Source organism: Paenibacillus nasutitermitis (assembly GCF_014641075.1).
In the GTDB taxonomy this organism is placed as follows: Bacteria; Bacillota; Bacilli; order Paenibacillales; family Paenibacillaceae; genus Paenibacillus_Z; species Paenibacillus_Z nasutitermitis.
Genome location: NZ_BMHP01000002.1, coordinates 265,966 through 286,815, shown reverse-complemented (window position 1 = coordinate 286,815; position 20,850 = coordinate 265,966). Strand labels below are relative to the sequence as shown.

The 20,850-nt window shown below is 50.5% G+C and carries 16 protein-coding genes; 10 read left to right on the top strand and 6 right to left on the bottom strand.

The window, feature by feature from the left end:
• The first annotated feature begins 288 nt into the window (after window positions 1-288).
• From IEY46_RS11345 to gyrA, 8 genes are all read left to right on the top strand, one after another.
• Window positions 289-2,070 carry an ABC transporter ATP-binding protein gene (locus IEY46_RS11345; protein ID WP_188992134.1) on the top strand — a complete coding sequence of 594 codons (1,782 nt, stop codon included), beginning with the start codon at window positions 289-291 and terminating at the stop codon, window positions 2,068-2,070.
• Window positions 2,067-3,896 carry an ABC transporter ATP-binding protein gene (locus IEY46_RS11340; protein ID WP_229750243.1) on the top strand — a complete coding sequence of 610 codons (1,830 nt, stop codon included), beginning with the start codon at window positions 2,067-2,069 and terminating at the stop codon, window positions 3,894-3,896. The genes IEY46_RS11345 and IEY46_RS11340 overlap by 4 nt, the downstream gene beginning before the upstream one ends.
• Before the next feature lie 125 nt (window positions 3,897-4,021).
• A complete protein-coding gene (purT, locus tag IEY46_RS11335; protein ID WP_188992133.1) occupies window positions 4,022-5,203 on the top strand; it encodes a formate-dependent phosphoribosylglycinamide formyltransferase in 1,182 nt (393 codons plus the stop codon).
• Between the two features lie 334 nt (window positions 5,204-5,537).
• Window positions 5,538-6,362, top strand: a complete 825-nt coding sequence (locus IEY46_RS11330) for a GDSL-type esterase/lipase family protein (RefSeq protein ID WP_188992132.1) — start codon at window positions 5,538-5,540, stop codon at window positions 6,360-6,362.
• Between the two features lie 43 nt (window positions 6,363-6,405).
• Window positions 6,406-7,401 carry an ABC transporter ATP-binding protein gene (locus IEY46_RS11325; protein ID WP_229750374.1) on the top strand — a complete coding sequence of 332 codons (996 nt, stop codon included), beginning with the start codon at window positions 6,406-6,408 and terminating at the stop codon, window positions 7,399-7,401.
• Window positions 7,394-8,380 (top strand): ABC transporter permease, encoded by a 987-nt coding sequence (locus IEY46_RS11320; RefSeq protein WP_188992130.1) that lies wholly within the window; start codon window positions 7,394-7,396, stop codon window positions 8,378-8,380. The genes IEY46_RS11325 and IEY46_RS11320 overlap by 8 nt, the downstream gene beginning before the upstream one ends.
• Before the next feature lie 616 nt (window positions 8,381-8,996).
• Complete coding sequence (parE, locus tag IEY46_RS11315) at window positions 8,997-10,973, top strand: DNA topoisomerase IV subunit B (RefSeq protein WP_188992129.1); 1,977 nt, start codon at window positions 8,997-8,999, stop codon at window positions 10,971-10,973.
• 99 nt (window positions 10,974-11,072) lie between these two features.
• A complete protein-coding gene (gene gyrA, locus IEY46_RS11310; RefSeq protein WP_188992128.1) occupies window positions 11,073-13,514 on the top strand; it encodes a DNA gyrase subunit A in 2,442 nt (813 codons plus the stop codon).
• A gap of 6 nt (window positions 13,515-13,520) precedes the next feature.
• Here gyrA and IEY46_RS11305 read toward each other — a convergent pair whose 3' ends face one another.
• Entirely contained in the window at window positions 13,521-13,700 is a 180-nt protein-coding gene (locus IEY46_RS11305) for a hypothetical protein (RefSeq protein WP_229750242.1), read from the bottom strand.
• A 182-nt stretch (window positions 13,701-13,882) separates the two neighbouring features.
• Here IEY46_RS11305 and IEY46_RS11300 point away from each other — a divergent pair, with 182 nt between their 5' ends.
• A complete protein-coding gene (locus tag IEY46_RS11300; RefSeq protein WP_188992126.1) occupies window positions 13,883-14,290 on the top strand; it encodes a MarR family winged helix-turn-helix transcriptional regulator in 408 nt (135 codons plus the stop codon).
• A 284-nt stretch (window positions 14,291-14,574) separates the two neighbouring features.
• On the opposite strand, the gene IEY46_RS11295 is transcribed toward IEY46_RS11300, so the two are convergent.
• Genes IEY46_RS11295 through IEY46_RS11280 form a run of 4 tightly spaced genes read right to left on the bottom strand, consistent with a single transcriptional unit; the run spans window position 14,575 to window position 18,206 of the window.
• Window positions 14,575-15,873 (bottom strand): CapA family protein, encoded by a 1,299-nt coding sequence (locus IEY46_RS11295; protein ID WP_229750241.1) that lies wholly within the window; start codon window positions 15,871-15,873, stop codon window positions 14,575-14,577.
• The gene (locus IEY46_RS11290; protein WP_188992125.1) at window positions 15,870-16,625 is read right to left on the bottom strand and encodes an RluA family pseudouridine synthase; all 756 of its coding nucleotides are present in this window, start codon (window positions 16,623-16,625) and stop codon (window positions 15,870-15,872) included. The genes IEY46_RS11295 and IEY46_RS11290 overlap by 4 nt, the downstream gene beginning before the upstream one ends.
• Entirely contained in the window at window positions 16,625-17,491 is an 867-nt protein-coding gene (locus IEY46_RS11285) for a class I SAM-dependent methyltransferase (protein ID WP_188992124.1), read from the bottom strand. Before IEY46_RS11285 ends, IEY46_RS11290 begins: the two co-directional genes overlap by 1 nt.
• The gene (locus IEY46_RS11280; protein ID WP_188992123.1) at window positions 17,484-18,206 is read right to left on the bottom strand and encodes a response regulator; all 723 of its coding nucleotides are present in this window, start codon (window positions 18,204-18,206) and stop codon (window positions 17,484-17,486) included. The genes IEY46_RS11285 and IEY46_RS11280 overlap by 8 nt, the downstream gene beginning before the upstream one ends.
• A gap of 47 nt (window positions 18,207-18,253) precedes the next feature.
• On the opposite strand from IEY46_RS11280, the gene IEY46_RS11275 reads away from it, so the two are divergent.
• Window positions 18,254-20,410: an ATP-binding protein gene (locus IEY46_RS11275; RefSeq protein ID WP_229750240.1), complete on the top strand. Its 2,157-nt coding sequence runs from the start codon at window positions 18,254-18,256 to the stop codon at window positions 20,408-20,410.
• Here the strand turns inward: IEY46_RS11275 and IEY46_RS11270 are convergent.
• Complete coding sequence (locus IEY46_RS11270) at window positions 20,394-20,717, bottom strand: helix-turn-helix domain-containing protein (RefSeq protein WP_188992121.1); 324 nt, start codon at window positions 20,715-20,717, stop codon at window positions 20,394-20,396. The two genes, IEY46_RS11275 and IEY46_RS11270, sit on opposite strands and share 17 nt — an antisense overlap.
• Window positions 20,718-20,850: the final 133 nt, after the last annotated feature.

Here is a 20,850-nt window from a genome sequence, read left to right as displayed (position 1 = left end):
ACGCAGGTCTGTTTGCCGAGTCGGATTGATGCTGTTAATATTCATTCATATTCAATAAAAGTGCGAGTTTCAAGAAGTCAACTATGGAGGAGCGCGAGGTCGGAACAAGCCGGAGGAAGAACAGGTTCCGTGCGGGTAGTGTCTGCCCGTGCGCCAAGGGGATGTAAGTAGAAAACCCCGGTCCGGCCGAATTCAGGATCTGGTTGCTTCAGGTTGGCTTTATCTGTGCGAGCGGACTTTATTGGATATGACATTAAAAAAAGCAAGGAATAAGGAGAGGAAAACCCATTGGACGTCTTTAGGCAACTCAAAGAGTATTATTGGGTAGAGCGCAAGAAAATGTTTGCATCGATTGCATTTTTGATTTGCGCAACGGCTTTAGGGCTTGTTTACCCCAATATGCTGCGGATTTTGATCGACGATGTCATCAAACCCCGTGATTTCAGGTTGGTGCCTGTTCTATCGCTGACCGTTGTAGGTGTGGTTACCATTAAAGCATGCCTGCAGTTTTTACACGGATTATTTGCCGGACAGCTCGGCAACCGTGTTGCGTTTCGGCTTCGGAATGCATGTTACGAGAAGCTTCAGAAATTATCGTACCAGTATTATGATACGGCCCAGACTGGAGATCTCATGTCCCGTCTGACAGCGGATTTGGAAGCGGTGCGGAACTTTATCGCTTTTGGATTTGCACAAATGCTTAATATGATGTTAATGATTGTTTTCGGGGCAACGATGATGTTTTATATTCACTGGCAGCTCACGCTAATCACTTTGTTGACCATGCCGTTTCTGGCATTCGCGGCTGTTCGGTTTGAGAAACAAATACACCCGGCTTTCCGGGAAATGCGTCTGGCGATGAGTAATCTCACGACCGCGGTTCAAGAGAATATCACAGGGATGAGGACTGTTAAATCGTTCGCCCGTGAGCCGCATGAGATCGATAAATTTTCCAAGCGCAGCGACATCTATAAGCAAAATCAGATCGGCGCATCGGTGCTGTGGGCCAAATTCTTCCCCATCATGGAGCTATTGGCCAGCTGCTGCGTGGTCATCCTGCTTGTTGCGGGCGGTACGCTTGTCATTAACGGATCTTTGACGCTTGGTGCGCTGGTCGCTTTCTTCAGCATGGTATGGTACATTATCGGACCGATGTGGAATATCGGATTTCTGATTAACAACTATACGCAGTCCAAAGCATCAGGCGAGCGGCTTACCGAATTATTAAACCAGTATGTGCATGTTAAAAACAGCGACGAGCCGGTCGTCCTGGAGGACAACATCGTTGAGGGCTATGTCCGCTTCAGCGGGGTGACGTTTAACTATCCCGATAAAGCACCAGCGGTATCGGACCTGAACATCGAGGCGCCTCCTGGAACCGTTATCGGCATGCTGGGCGGAACCGGATCCGGCAAGTCCACGATCATTCAGCTGTTGATGAGAGCGTATAACATCAAGAAAGGGACCATCACGGTAGATGGCTTCAATATCAACGATCTTACGCTGGAGAGCTTGCGCTCTAACATCTCGATTGTTTTCCAGGAGACATTCCTTTTCTCCTGCTCGATCCGCGACAATATCGCCTATGGGATTGACAATGTAACCGAGGAGCAAATCGTGAAGGCGGCGAAGCTGTCCAAAGCCCATGATTTTATTCTGGAGATGCCTGAGGGTTACGATACGATTGTCGGCGAACGCGGAATGGGTCTGTCCGGCGGGCAGAAGCAGCGGATTGCCATTGCCCGGGCGCTGATCAAGAATCCGAAGATTCTGGTGCTCGACGATTCTACCAGTGCGGTTGACATGGAGACGGAGCATGAGATTCAGGCTGGTTTTAAAGAGGTTATGGCAGGGCGGACAACATTCATCATCGCTCACCGGATTTCCTCTCTGCGTCACGCCGACGAGATCCTGGTCATGGATGAAGGACATATTGTCCAGCGCGGCAAACATGAGGATCTGATCAAGGTTCCAGGGCCTTACCTGGATACGTACAACATCCAATATGCCGACCGGCCGCAGGTTAGCACCGCGGAATCGGTTGCGTCAGAAAGAAGGGTCGCCCAGTGAGTGAGCAGCACACGGCTCGCGGGGATAATCGCGAACGTTTTATTTACAAGGATGACGAGATCATCGAGAAACCGTTTAACTGGTCGCAGCTGGGACGACTGTTTCAATACATGAAGCCATACAGTAAGCAGCTGCTTCCTCTTGTTATCGTGACGATGGTACTGGGGACGGCAACAAGGCTTGCGGTGCCCGCGATTATAATCATGGCCATTGACGAAGCAATCTCGCCCAAAAACGGCGAGACCAGCCTGACCAAGCTTTATATGTACGCAGGATTGATGCTGCTCCTCTATGTTATTCAGTGGGCGGCCAATACGTACCGGATCAAATATACGAGTCTGATCGGCCAACGAGTCATCTTTGACCTTCGGCAGGATTTGTTCCGTCATATCCAGAAGCTCTCCTTCCGCTTCTTCGACAAGAGACCTGCCGGGTCAGTGCTTGTCCGAGTCACCAATGACGTGAATGCCCTACAGGATTTGTTCACGAACGGCGTCGTCAATCTCTTGATGGACTGCGTTCAACTGATCGGAATCATCGTCATTTTGCTCCTGTGGAACTTTAAACTCGGTGCCGCGGTCATGATTACGGTGCCGTTGATGTTTATCGTTTCGGGGGCGCTGCGCCGACGGATCCGTTTTGCCTGGCAGGATGTCCGGATGAAGCAGTCACGGATTAATGCCCATCTGAATGAAGCGATTCAGGGAATGAAAGTTACGCAGGCATATACGCAGGAAAAAGCGAATTTTTCTTTCTTCAATCATGTGAATAATACAAATATCAAAGCATGGAACAAAGCCTCGGCGCTTAATCAGGCTTTCGGTCCTATTATTGAAATCACTTCCGCAATCGGAACATTAATTCTGTTCTGGTATGGCTCCCATCTTATCCAGGCGGAAGTGATCACAGTCGGTGTACTGGTCGGGTTTGCCAACTATGTAGGGAACTTCTGGGATCCGATTAACCGATTGGGTCAAATGTACGCCCAACTGCTTGTGGCTATGGCTTCCTCGGAGCGTATTTTCGAGTTTATTGACGAGAAGCCGACTGTCGTGGAGCAGCATGAGGCAGACAAACTGGCATCTATCCGCGGAGATGTCAAATTCGATTCGATCGTGTTCGAATATGAGAAAGGCAGACCGGCACTGAAGGGAATCACTTTGGACGTGAAGGCGGGCCAGACGATAGCGCTTGTGGGGCATACCGGCTCCGGAAAAAGTACCATTATGAATCTTCTTTGCCGGTTCTATGATCCTGTCGAAGGGGCCGTTCTCATAGATGGCATTGATATCCGCAATGTCAGCATCGAAAGCCTCAGATCCCAGGTCGGCATCGTGCTCCAGGACACCTTTATTTTCTCGGGCAGCATCAGGGATAATATTCGTTACGGCCGTTTGAATGCATCGGACGATGATGTGGTAAAAGCGGCTACTGCGGTGGATGCTCACGATTTTATTATGAATCTGCCTGATGGGTACGATACACAGGTCCAGGAACGTGGGAATATTCTCTCAATGGGGCAGCGCCAACTGCTGTCATTCGCCCGGGCGTTGCTGGCAGACCCTCGTGTGCTCATTCTCGATGAAGCTACGGCGAGCATCGACACGGAAACGGAGCTCAAGATTCAGGAGGCGCTCAAGACGCTTCTTAAAGGCCGTACCTCCTTCATCGTGGCCCATCGTCTGTCTACGATTCGCAATGCCGACCGTATCGTCGTTCTCGATCATGGCGTTATCGTCGAACAGGGCAACCATGAAGAACTGATCAGGCACGGCGGTACGTATAATGGGCTGATTGAAGCGCAGTACCGATTTTTATCCGCATAATTCTTGATTTTTCGACGAGGAACCTCCACAATGGAAGAAAACGATAACGAAGCGCGCGCACTTGCCTTGCCCCTGTTGGGAACAGGCAGCCCGCTTCCGTTTTCTTCCGGGAGGTTCTTTTCTATATGTCTTATGGCTCGCCGCTTTCCCTGCATTCACGCAAAATCATGCTACTTGGCTCCGGTGAACTCGGCAAGGAAGTCATTATTGAAGCCCAAAGGCTCGGCGCCGAGACGATTGCCGTCGACCGATACGGCGATGCTCCGGCTATGCAGGTAGCCCACCGCTCCCATGTAATCGATATGCTGGACGCATCAGCCCTGAGAACGCTTATTCTGCAGGAACAGCCCGATCTGATCGTACCGGAAATCGAAGCAATTGCTACAAGTGCCCTCGTGGAGCTGGAGCAGGAAGGCTATCACGTTATTCCGACAGCAAGGGCTGCTCTGCTGACGATGGACCGTGAAGGAATCCGCAGACTTGCTGCTGAGACGCTGGGACTTGCAACCGCTCCTTACCGGTTTGCCGATACGCTGGAGGAGCTGAGACAGGCTGTAGCTGAGCTAGGCATGCCCTGCGTGATCAAGCCGATCATGAGCTCATCCGGAAAAGGCCAAAGTGTCTGCCGTTCGGAAGCGGAAATCGAAGGCTGCTGGCAATTCGCAATGGATGGCGGGCGGGCGAAGAAGCAGCGTATTATTGTGGAAGGTTTTGTCCATTTTGAGTCGGAGATCACTCTCCTCACGGTACGTTCCGTTTCAGGCACAGCCTTCTGTGCTCCGATTGGACATGTGCAGAAAGATGGGGATTATATTGAATCCTGGCAGCCGCATCCAATGACGGACAAGCAGATCGCAGAAGCTGAATCGATCGCACAGGCGGTAACCGGGGAACTGGGCGGATACGGTATTTACGGCGTTGAGCTGTTCCTTACAGCCGAAGGCGTTTTATTCAGTGAAGTATCGCCTAGACCGCATGATACGGGAATGGTGACCATGGTAACCCAGGATCTGTCCGAATTCGCTCTGCATGCCAGGGCCATTCTTGGTTTTCCGGTGCCAACGATCCGGTTGTTGACGCCTGGGGCTTCCCACACGCTGAAGGCCGACCGTGATTCCGGCAACTTCCGGATTAATGGCCTTGAGGATGCGCTAGCCTTGCCCCATACGCAGGTCCGGGTGTTCGGTAAACCCGTCACCAAGCCGGGACGTCGTATGGCCGTAGCGCTCAGCACGGCGGATGATACCGAACAAGCGCGGGAACTTGCGAGGCAAGCGGCGGAATCGCTCACAATCGAATACAGCTGATTGATGGCAAAAAGGCGACAGCCCGAGTGCCGCGACAGTCCAGCCGACGGTCCTGTATAAGGAGCTCAAGAGGCTGGCCGTTGCGCCGCTCGGGTTTTCGTAATTTGTCCGTTGCCGTCATAATTTGCAAATTGCGAGGCAAAGCCTTATTTTAAAATATAGGTACGTTAAAGGTTTCCATCCTATATATTCTTCAATTGCTGAGGAGTGAAACATGTTGCACAGCTAAACGGATGGGGCAACCGTTTTTCATTATAAAAAAAGACACATTAGACACAGACGAGTTGGGAGAGTCGGGTGGATCCCATTTAATCCGAGGGGGGAATCGCATTTCATGAGACGCAATGGTTCAACGGGGTTATGGAGAATGGTGAGTCTGACCGCGCTTGCTTCAACGCTGCTGCTCCTGTTCGGATTCGGCTATTCGGTCAAGGATATGCTTTGGCCGCAAGGTGAAGCTTATGAAGGCGAAAGGCCTTCCGCTGTACCAGAGGTATCAGCGACCCTCGGGGCCAGCAAAGAGATTCGCATTACGGCGATCGGCGACTCCCTGACCAAAGGCACAGGGGATGCAACGGGCGAAGGATACGTGAAGCAGGTTGTCCGTTTGCTCGAAGAGAAATTCAAAGTGCCGGTGAAGCTCAATAACAATTTGGCTGTGAACGGACTCCGCGCCGATCAACTCGTGGAACGGTTGAAAACGGACAAAGGCTATCGTTTCTCCTTATCCCAGTCGAATTTGATTCTGTTTACCATCGGAGGAAACGATCTGTTCCAGATAGCCGCCGGCCAGCCGGCCAGTCAGGCTACAGGCGACTTTGATCTTGGCAATCTCAAGAGCGAACTGCCTGAAGGAATTGAACGGCTGAAGCAGGTTGTGGAGCAGCTTTATGAAATCAATCCGGATGCGCAGGTGGTGTATATCGGTTTGTATAACCCGTTTTATGATTTGAAAGATCTGCGTGAAGGCAGTCTCGAGGTTCAGAAATGGAATAATCAGGCCTATGAGCTGGTCCATCGCTATCCGAATATGACGCTTATTCCGACCTTCGATTTGTTTGAAAATACGATCGGGACCTATCTTTCATCGGATCATTTTCATCCCAATCATGAGGGGTACGGACAAATCGCTATTCGGATCACCCAATCACTGGAATAGGAGGCAAGTTCCCATGCATCCCAATAGTAGCAACCATGCATCCATGCCGCAGCCGGATAATTCCCCGTCTATTCCTCAGAAGGATTCGCACGAAGTTATAATGTCGGTCCGGGATGTGAAGAAAAAAATCGGACGCAAAATGATCATTCATGACGTCTCCTTTGATGTCCGGTCCGGTGAGATTTTTGGTTTCCTGGGGCCAAATGGCTCGGGGAAAACGACCACCATTCGGATGCTGGTTGACCTGATCAAGCCGACCTCCGGGGATATCAGCATTTGCGGTTATAATGTCCATAAGGATCCCGAGAATGCCTTGAAGCATATCGGGTGCATTGTGGAGAACCCTGAGGTTTATGCCTACATGGGCGGCTGGGAAAACCTCGAGCATTTTGCCAGGATGCAGCGCGGAATCGATGAAAAACGGATCCGGGAAGTCGTCAGTGTGGTCGGGCTGGATCAGCGTATTCACGATAAAGTCAAAACGTATTCGCTGGGCATGCGTCAAAGATTGGGGATTGCGCAAGCTCTGCTTGGCCGGCCAAAACTGCTTATTCTGGATGAGCCAACGAACGGCCTGGACCCGAAAGGGATCAAGGAGCTGCGGGAATTTGTCCGTATGCTTGCAAGTCAAGGGATGAGCCTCTTTATTTCCAGCCATTTGCTTAGTGAAATTCAGTTGATGTGCGACCGTGTGGCCATTATCAGCCAGGGACGGGTACTTGCCGTCGGAACGGTAGATGAGCTTGTCAATCAGGCAGGCACCTATGTAGTCTGGCAGTTTGATCAGCCTGAAGCCGGGCGGGCGCTGCTTGCCGGAGAACCGAATATGACTTTCATCGGGGAAGATGAGCATCAGATTGACGAGGGATTATTGTCGGGCTTGAAGGATGCGATTATCACGATGATGCCTTTGGAACGGATTCCGTTTATCGTGGAGAGGGCTGTGCAGGACGGAGTCGGTGTTCTGTCCGTGCAACGGGTTGCGCCTACGCTCGAGGAGCTGTTCCTGAAAATGACGGAGGGGGAGAGCATTGGATAGACTACTGCCGTTGATACAGAATGAGACGCTGAAAATCTGGAAAAAGAAACGATTTTATGTGGTCATTCTTGTCCTCCTTGTCCTTATTCCGGTATTTACATATGCCCAAGTGAAGATTGCCGAGACGAACAAGAAAAATTTCAAAGACTGGCGAAACCAGCTTGTCCAGCAAATTAACGATTATCAGAATACACTATCCAGCGAACGGATTCCCGAGGAGTGGAAAAGGTACCGGAAAATCGCCGTTCAGCAGCTGCAGTATTACCTGAACCACGATGTGAATCCGAATTCCCCCGACGGTGTCACGTTCACACGCGGTTTTATGCAGAATTCCGTTTCTTTGTTTTATCCGCTGCTTGTTCTGGCGATCGCTTCTGATCTGGTTTCGGGGGAACGGTCGAGCGGAACGATCAAAATGCTGCTGACAAGGCCCGTCCGACGATGGAAAATATTATTTAGCAAGCTGGTTGCGCTGACACTGTATGTATCACTGATTGTGGTCTCAAGCGGGATTCTGTGTTACCTTATATCAGGTGCTTTCTTCGGCTATGGGGGCTGGAATATGCCGATATTTACAGGATTTCAACTTAATGGCTCCAACGTGGACAGCAGTTATGTTCATGCGCTGCCGCAGTGGCAGTATCTTCTGATGCAATCCGGTCTCATTTGGTTCTCATCCATGACTGTGGCCATTCTGGCATTAATGGTTTCGGTGCTGGTCCGCAGTACAGCAGCCAGCATCGTCACGATGATGGCGGCGGTTATTGCCGGTACCATCCTTGCGAGCATGTCCGCCTCCTGGGAAAGCGCCAAATATGTATTTGCCGTAAATTTGCAGTTGACCGACTATCTGGCAGGCTCGCCGCCGCCGATTGAAGGGATGACCCTAACTTTTTCTCTTCTGACCCTGGCCGCTTGGGCTATCGGAGGCCTGATTGTTTCATTTACTGTCTTTACGAAACAGGACATCTTGAATTAAAATAGCACGGGTAAGGCATGCTTGTTTGCAAAACAAGAAGAAACGGCTGCGCCGTCCTCTGGCGGCAAAGTTAGTTTCTTCCCTTAGACCTTATAGAAATTTATAAGAGTGAAACTTATAAATTCTATAAGGTGAACATAATGGGTCTTGCATAATCGTCAAATATTAGCTTATGCTTACGAGACGAGTTTTTTACTCATGGAGAAGCATATCAGGGAAGTAATCACACAAAACTTAAGTAACGCTTACGAAGCGAGTTTTCGCTTGGTGGAACCGATTAAGGTTCCACCAGGCACAGCCTCGCAAAAACTTGGCACATGCTTACGAAGTGAGTTTTGTGCTCGCGGAGAAGCATATCAGGGAAGTAATCACACAAAACTTAAGTAACGCTTACGAAGCGAGTTTTCGCTTGGTGGGACCGATTAAGGTTCCACCAGGCACAGTCTCGCAAAAACTTGGCACATGCTTACGAAGTGAGTTTTGTGCTCGCGGAGAAGCATATCAGGGAAGTAATCACACAAAACTTAAGTAACGCTTACGAAGCGAGTTTTCGCTTGGTGGGACCGATTAAGGTTCCACCAGGCACAGCCTCGCAAAAACTTTTAGGAGGACGTGTATGACTGAGCAGGTGGATCTGTTTGCGGGCGCAACTTCTTCGGCTGCCGATCGCAACTATGAAGCAGACGACATACAAGTGCTGGAGGGGTTAACCGCTGTTCGCAAACGGCCCGGAATGTACATCGGGAGCACGACTGCCTCGGGACTTCATCATCTCGTCTGGGAGATCGTCGACAATGCGGTTGACGAACATTTGGCAAAATTCTGCTCCGTTATTGAGGTGGTCATTCATAATGACGGCTCAATCATGGTTCGCGATAATGGCAGGGGTATTCCCACGGGGATGCATAAGACCGGAGTTCCGACTCCGCAGGTCGTGTTTACGATGCTGCATGCCGGCGGTAAGTTCGGCGGCGGGGGATATAAGAAATCAGGAGGCCTTCACGGTGTTGGCGCCTCGGTGACGAACGCGCTGTCCGAGTGGCTGGAGGTTGAAATATTCCTTCACGGTAAAATACATAAGCAGCGGTTCGAGTATTGGGTCGATAAGAAAGGCAAAGAGCATGTCGGCGAGCCGACAACCGGTCTTGAAATCATCGGCAATACGAACCGCACCGGGACCAAGGTGACCTTTAAACCGGATGCCCGCGTATTTCACGGCAATATCGCCATCAATTACGATACCTTGTCCGAACGTCTCCAGGAAATTGCCTTTCTCAATTCGGGACTGAAGGTTTCGGTAAAGGATGAGCGCAGCGGCAAACAGGATATTTATCATTATGAAGGCGGTGCGCAGCAGTTCGTCCAATTTCTTAATGAAGAGAAAACGGTGCTGCATGATGTGATCCATTTTACCGGGGAACGCGATGATATTGAAGTTGAGGTCGCTCTGCAGTACAATGACGGTTATACGGAGACGATGGCGTCATTCGTCAATGCTATACCGACACGAGGCGGCGGTACGCATGAAACAGGCTTCAAGACGGCCTATACGCGTGTGATGAATGACTACGCCCGCAAGAATGCGCTGATTAAGGAAAAGGACAAGAACCTCGAAGGCAATGATCTTCGTGAAGGCATGATGGCCGTCATTAATATCAAAATGTCGGAAGTTGAATTTGTCGGCCAGACGAAGGACCAGCTCGGGAGCGCTTCGGCACGCGGAGCTGTGGATGCGATCGTTTCGGATAAGATGCAGGTCTTTCTTGAGGAAAATCCGCAAGTTGCCCAAATGCTGCTGAAGAAATCGATCCAGGCTTCAAGGGCTCGGGAAGCAGCGCGTAAAGCGCGTGAGGAGATCCGCAGTGGCAAGAAGAAAAGCGAAAGCTCCAATCTGGGCGGCAAGCTGACGCCGGCTCAATCAAAAGATTATACCCGCAATGAGCTGTTTATCGTCGAAGGCGACTCCGCAGGGGGTTCGGCCAAGCAAGGACGCGACTCCAAGCATCAGGCGATTCTTCCCCTGAAGGGAAAGCCGATGAATCCGGAGAAATCAAAGCTCGCCGATATTCTCAAAAACGATGAATATAAAGCGATTATCGCGACAATCGGCGCCGGGATCGGCCCTGAATTCGATGCGGAATCCTGCAACTATAACAAGATCATCATTATGACGGATGCGGATACGGACGGCGCGCATATCCAGGTGCTGCTGCTCACCTTCTTCTACCGCTATATGAAGCCGTTGATTGATCTGGGCCGGGTGTTTATTGCCCAGCCACCGCTATACAAAATCACCCGCAAATCAGGCAAACTGGAAACAGTCCGGTATGCGTGGACCGATGATCAGCTGCAAAGTTATTTAAAAGAGTTCGGCAAGCAGTTTGAGCTGCAGCGCTACAAAGGACTGGGAGAAATGAATCCCGATCAGCTGTGGGAAACGACGATGGACCCGGAAACGCGCACACTTCTTCAGGTTCAGATCGAAGATGCGGCGAAGGCAGAGCGCCGGGTATCAACCCTGATGGGCGATAAGGTCGATCCTCGCAAACGATGGATTGTAGAGAACGTAGATTTTACGGAATACGAGGAATAACCCGCTAAAAAAGCAGGGACGGCTGGTACTGGCTGCAAGAGTGAACAACGCAGCCAGAAGTCCATCCATTCTTGCAATAAAGGTAGGAGACAAACGCAGATGGGTATGATGGAACAGTTTATGCCGGCGTTTCTGGAAGAAGTCGTCGGAGACCGATTCGGACGCTATTCGAAATATATTATCCAGGATCGCGCTATTCCCGATGTCCGGGACGGACTGAAACCGGTGCAGCGGCGTATTCTTTACGCGATGTACGATGCTGGCAATACGCCGGACAAGCCTTACCGCAAGTCCGCAAAAACAGTCGGCGACGTGATGGGGAATTACCATCCGCACGGCGATTCATCCATTTACGAGGGCATGGTCAGAATGGCGCAGCCCTGGAAAATGGGGCATATGCTTGTGGACGGACATGGCAACTGGGGATCCCAGGACGATGATCCGGCCGCGGCTATGCGTTATACGGAAGCCAGGCTTTCTAAAATTGCGCTGGAGCTGCTGAGGGATATTGAGAAGCGGACGGTTTTGTTTAAGGATAATTTTGATAATACAACCAAAGAGCCAGTCGTGCTTCCATCCCGTTACCCGAATTTGCTTGTAAACGGGGTAAGCGGGATTTCGTCCGGTTTTGCCACAGAAATTCCGCCCCATAATCTGACCGAAGTCATTGACGCTTGTATCGCGGTTATGGAGCAGCCTGATCAGACACTGGAGCAGCTGATGGCCATTGTGAAAGGACCGGATTTTCCCACTGGCGGTCTTATCATGGGCGAAGAAGGGATCCGGGAAGCCTATCAGACAGGAAAAGGCCGTATCTATATCCGTTCCAAGGTTGCGATCGAGGATATGAAAGGTGGACGACAACAAATCGTCATCACCGAAATCCCGTACCAGGTTGTTAAATCACGACTGGTTACCGCAATGGAAAACATTCGGATTGAGAAAAAGGTCGAAGGGATTGCGGAGGTTCGCGACGAGAGCGGACGCAACGGGATGAGAATTGTCGTAGAGCTGAAAAAAGACGTTGACGCACAAGGTATCCTGGCTTATTTGCTTAAGAAAACAGACCTTCAGGTGACCTATAATTTCAATATGGTCGCCATTGTCAACAAGACTCCCAAACAATTGGGTCTCAAGGATATGCTTACGGCCTATATCGCCCACCAGCGGGAAGTCGTTACGTTCCGGACGAAATACGAGCTGGAGAAAGCGGAAGACCGCGCCCATGTGCTCGAAGGACTCGTCAAAGCACTAAATCTGCTGGATGAGATTATTGCCACGATTAAAGCGTCCAAGAACCGGCAGGATGCGCAAAACAATCTGGTAGCCAAATTTGCTTTCACGGAGCGTCAGTCGGACGCCATATTGACCTTGCAATTGTACCGTCTGACCAATCTGGAAATCACATCGCTGGAGAAGGAATTAAAAGAAATCCAGAAACGGGTTGCCTTCTACAAATCCATTCTTAACAGCGAGAAGAAGTTGATCGGGGTAATTAAAGAGGAGCTGCTTGAGATACGGGGCAGCTACGGGATCAATCGCCGTTCGGATATTCAGGGCGAAGTCGATGAGCTGAAAGTGAATCTGGAGGTTATCGTTCCGGCTGAGGATGTGCTCGTTACGCTGAGTCTGAACGGGTATATCAAACGCACCTCGAAGCTGTCCTTTACAAGGTCCGGCGGAGAATTATCCAGTGCGGGCGTCAAGGAAGGCGATTATATCCGGACGCTGCTGGATGTCAATACGATAGACCAACTGCTTCTTTTTACCCGCAAAGGCCATTATTATATGCTGCCAGTCCATCTGATTCCGGAATTCAAATGGAAGGATGCAGGAACCGCCGTCGTTAATGTGGTGCCGATTCCTAAGGATGATGCCATTATCAGCATCATTCCGGTCAAGGATTTCGAAGAGCCGGGACGTTCGCTTGCCTTTGTTACCAAACGCGGGCAGGTCAAGCGTACGGATTTGAAGGAATACCGTTCTACCCGCTCCACAGCGATTGCGGCGATTAAAGTGTCCGAAGGCGATGAAGTTCTGAAGGTCGAGGTCAGCGACGGGGCCAAAGAGCTGCTGCTGGTCAGCAAGCTGGGGATGTGTATCCGGTTCATCGAAAGCGAAGTCAACGCGATGGGGCGGGTGGCAGCGGGAGTACGGGGCATCCAGCTCCGTCCCGAAGATGAAATCGTCGGTGCTGAGTGGGTAACCGGTGATGAAGGCGAAGTGCTTGTCCTCACTGAACTGGGCTTTGCCAAACGTTCTCTGCTCCTTGACTACCCTGTCCAAGGCCGCGGAGGCAAAGGATTGGTCAGCTTTGAGTTTAAGGAAGGCAAACGGGTAAGATCGAATGGAGAGCGGCTCATCGGCGCGCTTTATTGCAGGGATGAACGCGAATTGCTGGCGATAACGGCTTCTGGGACGGCTCTAACCTTCAGCACGGAAAAAGCTCCGATCGATGACCGGAAGTCGACAGGCAAAGCGATTATTACCGTTGACAAGAAGGATCCGCTTGTTGTATTCTTCCCGAGAGCAGACGTCTAGAAGCTATTAATCAAAGGGCTGATAAGGCGGATCGCTTCGCTCTATCAGCTGCATCATGATGTCAAGAATGACCCACAATGGCGCCGGTTCATCCAAACGGTCCAGCCATTGTGGGTCTTTTAATACAATTCGTGCATCAATCAGTTTTTGAATGAATAGTAACTTGCGCTCATCCAAGTCAGTCACGCTCCTGTCCTTCTTTTCGATCCTGGTCAACAGCCTATAAGGATAATCTATGTCACATGTTGTCTAATGGTTCTCTTTTTTCTCGATTAATGGCACAAAATATTAATTGCATTAATCTTTAATTCGACATTTGCCAATGTTATAATAAAAGTAATCATATAAAAGCTGAGGTGGTGAAGGCAATGGTGTCTTCGGAGTTTGTACGTTTGTGGATGAAGATGACGAAGGAATGGAAAATGCATCTGGAGGAGTCGCTTGCCCCGGGTTTAACGGAAGGCCAATTAGGCGTACTTGAGCTTTTGCTTCAGCATCAGCCGATGAAGCCATCGGATTTGCTTGCGTACCTGTCAACGACACCTGCTGCGATCACCACCTTGCTTGACCGGATGGAAAGAGGGGGGCTTGTGACGCGCAGCCGCGATGATCATGACCGCAGGATCGTGTGGGTAACGGTAACCGATAAAGGGCGGTCGGAAGCAAAGCGAGGCATCGAGCTAAGAGACGCCTATATTGGCGAGGCGCTGGATCGTATCTCCTCGCATAACCAGCAGCTGCTCGTTTATTTGCTGGGTAAAGTAGCAAATTCATAAAGCTTCTGGCTGGTTGGCAAGGAACCGTGCTGCGTGGCATGCGAAGGCGGTTGAAGAGCAGATACACGGAATTTCCTTGCCGGAGTAGGCGGTAATGCAGCCGAAGCGGAAATGACAACCAGCCGTACCAGGCATCAAGACTTTTCCAGAATACGAGCGCAATACAAACCACACAAAAGCACCGCCCTTTCGACGAGAGCTCGTGGAATGGGCGGTGCTTTTTGATTGCATGGAAAGCGGATGTTTCTGAATAATTTTCAATTAGCATCTTTATAATAGCGAATTTATTTGGTGGAGGCTGCTTGAGCCGACATGGATGACAGTCGTTTTTTCAGAAGAACCAATTGGCTGTTTAGCCGTTTGTATTCTTCGGAAGAGAGTCCTTTGAGGCTGCGTTCTTTAATGGTCTGCTCCAACGGAACGATACTATATTTATAGGCTCCCTTCACTCCGCTCCGGTAAACCCATGTCGGGATCGGTTCAATTTCCCCGATTCTGGTCTGCTTCGTGTTGTTATTTTTATGAATGATCACCTTATAAATTACACCGCAGTCCTTGGTGTCACCGCGCTGGTTGGAAATAAAGTTTCCCATGGAATAAATGATCAGCCCGCGTCTTACGGTACCATCGTCATTGGTCGCTTCTACTGTCTCATAAGGCTGCAGAACATGAGGATGGGATCCCGCAATAATATCTGCCCCTGCCGCAATTAGCTTGCGCGCCAGTGTTTTTTGATCGTCATTGGGTACGGTCTGGTATTCAACTCCGAAATGCAAGGAGATCGTGATAAAATCTGTACCGGCCTTGCGGAGAAGGCCAATGTCGCGAATAATGGCTGCCTCGTCGATCAATGAAACGGCGTAAGGCTGGTTCTTCGGAAGAGGAATGCCATTGGTACCGTATGTATAAGCAAGCAGCCCCATCCGGATTCCTTTCTGTTCGACGATGGTAAGATGCTCCGCCTCCGCCTTTGAGCGTGCGGTCCCTTTTACAATGAATCCCTGATCGAGTAGATGTTTTAATGTCAGTTCAATACCTTGCGCGCCCCGGTCAAGAGAGTGATTATTCGCATTTGTAATCACATTAAATCCGGCATACTTAAGCGCACTGGCCAGCTCAACAGGTGAATTGAAGCGCGGAAAGCCGGAGTAACCAAGCGCCTTGCCGGCAATAGGCGTTTCAAGATTGGCAATTGTCCAATCGCCTTGCTCCAGCAGCGGCTTTACTTTTGTGAAAAAAGGATTGAAATTGTAGCTCTTTGTTTTCTCATCGTAGGATGATGGGAGCTGCGGCATATGCATCATCACATCGCCAACGGCCATCCACACCGCTTCGCTATCCGGAATCAGTTCCGCTTCCTCTTCTGGTTCCGGTACACTCTCAGGTTCCGGATCTGTTATTTCGTCTGGTGGAAGCCTGTCGCCGACATCGCCGGATGCTGGCTTTGGCTGGACAGGCTCGTTCGCAATACCTGTGTTGGCCAGGCCGGTGTTGCCGTTTCGCTTCTCTGCGTCCGTACAGCCGGCCAACAGGGAGAGGAGGGCTAATGCGGTTATTATTATCCGAAGCATTCTCAGCGTCATAGGCGCTCTCCTTCGTCCGGCAGCATTCGCGGGGCTCTGGCGTAATCTTCTTCGCTATACCTGCTCCACGGCTCCTCCATAGGGGGAGGGCAGCGACAGGTCAACCACTCCCTGGTAACAGGGTGGGCGGCACCAACCGAAACAGACCACAGCGCAATGTCTCGTTCCCCCTCTATGGCAGCTGCGCCGTATTTACGGTCATACAGCAGCGGATAGCCTGCCGCCGCCATTTGGACGCGAATCTGATGGGATCGGCCGGTCAGCAGGCGGACAACGATCAGCGAGCTGTTACCGCGGCTTGCAACCACCGCGTAATCCAGGATCGCTTCTTTGGCATCAGCGGCCGGCCGGTCATAGGCCGTGACGAGGTTGCGCTTGGCATCCTTGCTCAAGAAATGCCGAAGCCGCCCGGAGGATGGTGCGGGAATCCCTTGAACGACCGCAACATAGATCTTCTCGAAGTCGCGTCTGCGGACCGAATCCGAAAGACGGGAAGCCGCTTTCGATGTTTTGGCGAACAGCATCGCTCCTCCGACGGGACGGTCGAGCCGGTGCACGAGTCCGACAAAAACATTGCCGGGTTTGGCATAACGTTCCTTCAAATCCTGCTTGAGCAGATTGACCATATCCGGTTCACCGGTATCATCGGCCTGTGAAAGCATGCCTGGCGGTTTGACAACGGCGAGCAGATGATTGTCTTCATATAAAATCGCCAGCTTCCCGGGACCAGCCAGGGGAGACCTGTCGCTCATCATTGACTCTCCCAACGGCCCAGAATACCGCAGGGGAGGGTCAGGCCCGAAGCCGTGATCGGCAGTCCAATTTCCCCGCAGTGGATGCTTCCCTCATACTTCTGGCCGATTGTCATCTGCAGCAGATTATGAAGCACAGAAGGGGATAAGCCCGTCGTGTAGGAATTGACTAGAACAAACAGCGGATTTGGCGAAAGAATAGCTCTGCAGGACTCCAGAAACGGATATAAATTTTCCTCAAGCTTCCACATTTCACCGTTTGGCCCCCTTCCGTATGAAGGAGGGTCCATAATAATGGCATCGTATTCCCGTCCGCGGCGCTGCTCGCGCTGTACGAATTTGAACACATCATCGGTAATGTAGCGGATAGGATGATTCGCAAGGCCAGAAAGCTGCGCATTCTCCTTCGCCCATTGGACCATGCCTTTGGCCGCATCCACATGGCACACTTCCGCACCGGCTGCGGCCGCCGCGACGGTCGCTCCCCCCGTATAAGCAAATAAATTCAGCACACGGATGGGGCGCTTGGCTTTGCGTATCTTGTCCATCATCCAGCTCCAGTTCACAGCCTGCTCGGGAAACAAACCCGTGTGCTTGAAGCTGGTAGGTTTGATGTGGAATTTTAGCTCGCCGTATGAAATGGACCAGCGGTCCGGCATTTTCGTCCGAAACTCCCACTCGCCGCCTCCGGAGGAGCTGCGGTGATAATGGCCGTCAGCGCTTGACCACAAGCCAGTTTCGCTGCCAATGGGCCAGATCACTTGCGGATCCGGGCGTCTGAGCACATAAGAGCCCCAACGCTCCAGCTTCTCACCTCCGCCAGTGTCCAATAATTCATAATCTTTCCACTGATCTGCGTTATACATGAGTGGTTCCTTCCTTGTAGTTGAATTTATATCCGACCCCGCGCACCGTCAAAATATAGATCGGATTAGCCGGGTCCGGCTCGATTTTTTTACGCAGGTTGCTGATATGAACCATCAATGTACGGGTATCCCCCATGCTGTCATGTCCCCAGACGATCATATAAAGCTCATCCAGCGCAAAAGCCCGGTTGGGTGATTTGGCCAGACGTACCAGCAGATCGAATTCCTTGGCGGAAAGAAAAACCTCCGTGCCCTGAACATGCACGGTTCTCGCCGGAAGATCAATCGTCAGGCCGTCATAGCTCAAAATTTCCTCGAATTCTCGTTCAGCCCGCTGCTGCTCAAAGACAGACTGCCTGCGCAAATGAGCCTTAACCCGGGCAACCAGCTGGCTGGGACTAAATGGTTTGGTGATATAATCGTCGCCGCCTACATTCAGACCGTGTATAATATCCGTATCATCGCTTTTGCAGCTGACGAACAAAATGGGCACATCGGAAGAAGCTCTGATCTTTGTGCACACTTCATAGCCGTCAATCGATTTGAGGGAAATATCCAGTATGATCAGATCCGGCTTCAGCTCTTCCGCCAGGGAAATGGCATCTTCTCCATTATCCGTTGCATGGACAACAAAGCCTTCCTTTTCCATATATAGGGCGATTAGTTCGGTTATATCCGATTCATCATCAACCACCAAAATTTTATTGGCGCTCATCTTACATCCTCCTCTTTCTCGAACCATTATATCCAATGGAGGGAGGTATGAGCAATCCGCGTTTACAAAAAAGGAGGGAAAACCTTATTCGCCGCTTGTTGATTGTCATCATATTATTCATGTCGCTGCCTCTGGGTTTAGCCGGGTGCAGCGGCAGCAGGGAAACAAATGATCATGCAGCGGACCGTGGGACATTGGACCTGCGCAATTGGTCATTTGAGGAGGATGGAGCCATCTCGCTGGACGGGGAGTGGGCTTTCTTCCCACGGCAACTGCTTGCACCGGAGCAGCTTTCAGCACAGCGGGGCGGTGAACATTATGTCAACGTTCCGAAATCTTGGAACAGCTATCCGAAGGGATACGGGTTATCGGACGGGCAAGGGTATGCGACCTACAGACTGAAGATCAGGATTGATCCAACAAAGAAGGTGCTCGCAATCCGGGTACCCAATATTTACAGTGCCTATACAATGTGGATCAACGGCGAGATGTTGGCTTCAAAAGGAAAAGTAGGGACAAGCGAGGAATTGTCACAAGCCGATCAGTATCCCGTAGTTGTAGCCTTTAAAGCAGATACGGACGAGCTGGATCTTGTGGTACAGGTCTCTAATTTTCAGCATCGCAAGGGTGGGATATGGGTCGACTTCAAGCTTGGAGAAAGCGGAACGCTATTCCGTATGCAAAATTGGTCGGCTGCACAGGACATGTCTATTCTCGGCAGCCTGTTGATTATCGGAATCTATCATATCGGATTGTATGCCTTCCGCAGACAGGAGAAGTTTACAATCCATTTTGGCCTGTTATGCCTGATTATCGCTTTAAGGGCCGGCGTTACCGGAGATTCTTATCTTCTTCAGATTTTTCCGATTTCATGGGAAATGGGGCTTAAGCTGGGGTATATATCCTTGCCTTTATGCGCTATATCCGGATATTTGTATGTGTTCCAATTGTTTCCACAGGATGGATCGAAGAAAGCAATTAAATGGGTCATGGGCATCGGGTTGCTGCTCACTTTGATTGTAGTGATGTTTCCGGCGATTGTATATTCCCAAATCCTGCTGCTTTTCCAGTCGTTTGTGCTGGTTGTAGGCTTGTATTCGCTGGTTGTTCTGGTTGCAGCCAGAGTAAACAGGAGAGAAGGGGCGACCTTCGTGCTTGCGGGGATGGCTGTATTTGTTATGACCGTGTTAAATGATGTGCTGTTCTACAATGAGTGGCTTGTTTATACACAGCTTGTGCCCCTTGGATTGTTTTTCTTCATCCTGATGCAGTCCTTCATCATTTCCACCCGATTCTCCAGCGCACTCCGCAAGGGCGAATTGGTATCCAACCAGCTGAGGGAATTGAATACCCATCTGGAAGAGCGGATCGAAGAAAGAACCGATACCTTGAAGAAAACGAACCAGACGCTGGAGAAAGCAAACCGCGAGCTTGGCCGCATGGAGACCTCAAGACGCCATTTTATGACAAATATTTCACATGATCTACGCACCCCGATTACGCTGCTGCAGGGCTATTTGGAGGCCATTCAGGACGGTGTTGTGAATACGGAGGAGCAAAGGCAGAGGTATGTGCGAATGATGCTCGGCAAAGTAAGCGGCCTGGAGCGGCTCATACGCGATCTTTTTGAACTGTCCAAGCTGGAAGCGGGGCAGCTGCGTTTCGATAAGGCTTCCGTCTGCCTTAGCGCTTGGATGGAACAGTTATGCGAGCAGTATGAAATTGACGTACGCAGTGCGGGACTTGCCCTAGATTGCACATTCATTCATGGTGAAGAAGATGCGGTTCAGGTTGACCCTCAGCAAATCAAACTGCAGCTTGATCTGCCAAGAATGGACCAGGTAATCGCGAATCTGGTCTACAATGCGATCAAACATACGCAGGCTGGAGGAAGGATAACGCTTACTTTTTCCTATTCACACCTGACCAAAGAAGTGCTCCTTCATGTAACAGACAGTGGTATCGGAATCGAAGCGGAGCACCTGCCCTTTATATTCGACCGGTTTTACAAGAAAGAAATGTCCCGGAATTCCGCTGAAGGTAGCAGCGGTCTGGGTCTGGCCATTGCCAAAGAAATCATCGAGGCGCATGGCGGCAAAATCGGAGCCAGCAGTGAACCGGGTCGAAGCACGACCATCTGGTTATCGCTTCCCGCATCCCAGAACGAAAAAGGCGTGAAGAACAGCCTTATTCAGCCTGTTTGATAACCGCAAGCATCCGGTCGATGGACTGCTTGCGTTTGTCCTGATCCATGCTGTTCAGGATCCGGATGATTTCAAATGCGTCCGGAGACACATTATGCTCCTGTTTGGAGCTTTCGCCGCCAATAATATAATCCAGCGTAACATTAAACAAGATGGCCAGTTTTTTCAGCGTGTCATAAACGGGCTGACGATTGTTGATTTCATAGTGGCTGTAAGCCGACCTGGTAATGCCAATCTGTTTGGCAACCTCTTCCTGAGAAAGATGTTTTTTTAGTCGCAGTTCCCTTAATCGGTCTCCCATTGTCATAGCTATAGCTCCTTACGTTTATACTGAACAATTAGTCCTAGTACAAACGGGTACCGTTAATTCTATCTATTAGTAATTTATGATACAAAGTGTATCAATGTCAAGTAAATTCCGTGATTTCTCTAAGATTTAC